We start from the raw sequence: 2,809 nt of genomic DNA, 5'->3' as shown, positions 1-2,809 counted from the left end.
TCGTAGTCAACCGTTTTGAAAGTTCTTGGCATGAATTGAGATGCATTGGTATCTTACTGTGTCACTAAATGCGGTTCTCCGACAACCTGCTAGTAATGAGGATATTGCTTTGATGTACAAGTTTAGTGATCGCGCCAGCCCTGAGTTGTCAGATCGTTGGCGCGATCGCATTGCACAAGGAAGATTATCTTCTAATCTTGGTAATCTCAGCAGTCTTTGGCGACAAATGATAGAAGAACTGTGGACACCTGCTTACCGCCAAGCCTTAACACAGATGTCTGGGGTGGAATTGAAAGACTGTGCAATGGTGATTGGGTTTCGTCGATATAATCTAGGTCACTGTCATCGCCCTCATACTGATGAACCATCAAAAGCTTTGACTCATTTGCTATTTTTCAATGAACAATGGCCTATGGACTGGGGTGGTTGTTTGCGAATTCTCCTTGACGAAAAACCAGAATCTGTCTTCCAAGATATTGCACCACTGAACCAGTTTTCGGCCGTGATTGTGCGCTCAGATAATTCCTGGCACATGGTAACTCCAGTAGCCTCGACTGCACTACAGTGCCGATTGGCTCTCAGGATTGCTTTTTTTCACAATCTCAATGCAGGTGCTTAGTCGATAGTAAAAATCCAATCCCTACACAAAAGGCGATCGCCTCTATTTTCTGGAAACAAGTAGTTAACTAAGAATATAAAAGGCAGTTAGCAGAGTACAGATTATTCTGATTATATGAGTGCAACTATAGCATACCTACTTTGTAAGCATATCTGCAACTTGTGAATAAGTTGCAGATATGCTTACAAACGATTTAGAAATGCGATATTTTTAAACCTACTTTTCGCTTATACAGTAGTAAAGTTATACCACCCGTGACTAACATGGCAGGTATCGAATTTGATTCAGGAATTGGTGTAATTTGACCCGAACCACTGATTGTGTTGCTAAACTGGCCAAAATCATTCACTCGACGACCGGTCGTAACTAAAAAGTATTTCTGTCCTGTAAGGAGTTCTTGGTTGAAAGTAACAGTGCTACCATTAGTAGTAGTATTTGCTATAAGAACATTGGTTAATTGTTCAGTAGGATTGAAACTGTCCTGATATAAAGCTAAGAAAATATCCCATTTTCTATTTGCAGGTGGCGTAGGCTCAGATTCACCACTTATATTATATAAACCTGATTGATCGACCGTAAAATCAAATACACTGTAAGGTACACTCATTCCCAAATTCCCATCTTTTTCACCACTGATAAGAGTGGGAGGATTCCCTGGTGCTACACGCCGCCAAATCGGTTCATTTGTTGTATCTCCCTCATAAGTAAAGATAGCAGCTTTGGAGGGTTGAGCGGTAGAAACAGTAGCTAATGCTAACCCCAAAATAACCATTAATGGGTTTTGAAAAAACTTTTTTTCTAACATAATTTATCTCCTTGGATTTACTAATAGCTTGTTTCAAAAATGTTGAGGACGAGAAACTTATCAAGCAGATTCTCCATTGTGAGTGACACCTGATGTATGGCGATCGCATAGATAGGATTGCTGGCAAATGTCTCGACTTCCTCACTAATAATGCTTGAATAGTCCTTAATCTGAGCATTTAAACTTTATGAATTATTCAACAGTATTTATGGCATATTTTTTTATACGAATTTGTATTTTTGATTGAAGCTATCATACCAACTTGGTTGGAAAAAATCAATTCAACTACGTAATTAAACGCTGACTTTATGAAAACTTTAAGTAAAAAGTTTTTTTATTTCGCACGACTTACACGGATGACAAGACTTCATGAGTAACTACGACTGTGGTGCTTTTACGATGCCTACGGCGAGCATACCCCTGCTCAAAAGCCAACTATGCAGAAGCCGTAAACCTTGTGGCATAGCTATGCTTAGGGTACAGCCTCTGTCTTCGACACGCTATTCGCGTTCGTAGAGAAGCGATCGCAATGTCTACGACGGGCTACGACTAAGCAACATAGCTATTTGATCTCAAAATCCGAGCAACTTCTTGCATAGCGCAGGGATGTGTTTGTTTGCTTTTTGCCTTCTTTCACGATGAAAGAAAGCAAATGTGGAGGCATAATAGTTTATGAATCTTGTCCCTCGACAATTTCTTTTTGGATAAAATTAATTTGTGCAGCTAATTCTTGTCGAGTAGAAGCTTTAAATAGATATCGGAAAACAAACCAGATTAAGTAACCAATTCCAGTCAACTCAAAAACTAGATTTAACTGGGGAATTTCATTGATTACATCTAATACAGCTAGAATTATCTTAACTGCAATAGTCGCTGTAATAATTGTAGCAAAACAAATAATTGGCATTTGGTACTCAGTGGAAAAACTACCTAAGTATTTAGGCAATTTCTCCAAAAATGTAGAGAATTTACCACCAACTTGCTGCCATTGAGGTAAGAGTTGATTATTAGGTATTAGCAATGGTTGAGTATCAATCTTTGAACTTTCAAATCCTGCGTAGTTTACTGCCGTAGGCATCGGTTCAGTTGATGTAATATCAAAAGATTTGGATTGTTCTATTTCGCTCTCCCGATGCAATGGTTTATCAGCAGATAGTAGAAATGGTTGAGTATCAATTTTTGAACTTTCAAGTACTGCGATAGGTTCGGTTGATGTAATATCAAAAGATTTGGATTGTTCTACTTCACTCTCCCCAAGTTTACTATTTTCTTCAGCGATAATAGTTTTCATTTGCTCACCACGGATATCATCCTTAGCCAACTTCATCAGAGGGGAGTAAATGGCATTATACATATCGCGTGCCATATTCACCGCACCTTCAAAA

At 38.7% G+C, this 2,809-nt stretch carries 3 protein-coding genes; 1 reads left to right on the top strand and 2 read right to left on the bottom strand.

The window, feature by feature from the left end; all coding sequences use genetic code 11:
* The first annotated feature begins 58 nt into the window (after positions 1-58).
* Positions 59-619, top strand: coding sequence for a 2OG-Fe(II) oxygenase family protein (locus tag V7K25_RS13610; RefSeq protein ID WP_335158698.1), 561 nt, complete (start codon positions 59-61; stop codon positions 617-619).
* Between the two features lie 193 nt (positions 620-812).
* Here V7K25_RS13610 and V7K25_RS13605 read toward each other — a convergent pair whose 3' ends face one another.
* On the bottom strand, positions 813-1,424 hold the full coding sequence (locus tag V7K25_RS13605) for a PEP-CTERM sorting domain-containing protein (protein WP_335158696.1): 612 nt from the start codon (positions 1,422-1,424) through the stop codon (positions 813-815).
* A 670-nt stretch (positions 1,425-2,094) separates the two neighbouring features.
* Positions 2,095-2,809: CAAD domain-containing protein (locus V7K25_RS13600; RefSeq protein ID WP_335158694.1), on the bottom strand; the 715-nt coding region annotated here is incomplete at its 5' end.

This window comes from Nostoc sp. (assembly GCF_036919495.1).
Lineage (GTDB): Bacteria > Cyanobacteriota > Cyanobacteriia > Cyanobacteriales > Nostocaceae > Nostoc.
The sequence above is the reverse complement of the archived record's forward strand: the minus strand, read 5'-3'. Positions and strand labels throughout refer to the sequence as shown.

What these genes read in the sequence shown, in the direction of transcription:
- V7K25_RS13605 (WP_335158696.1), bottom strand. Translation starts at nt 1,424, where the DNA reads ATGTTAGAAAAAAAGTTTTTTCAAAACCCATTAATGGTTATTTTGGGG.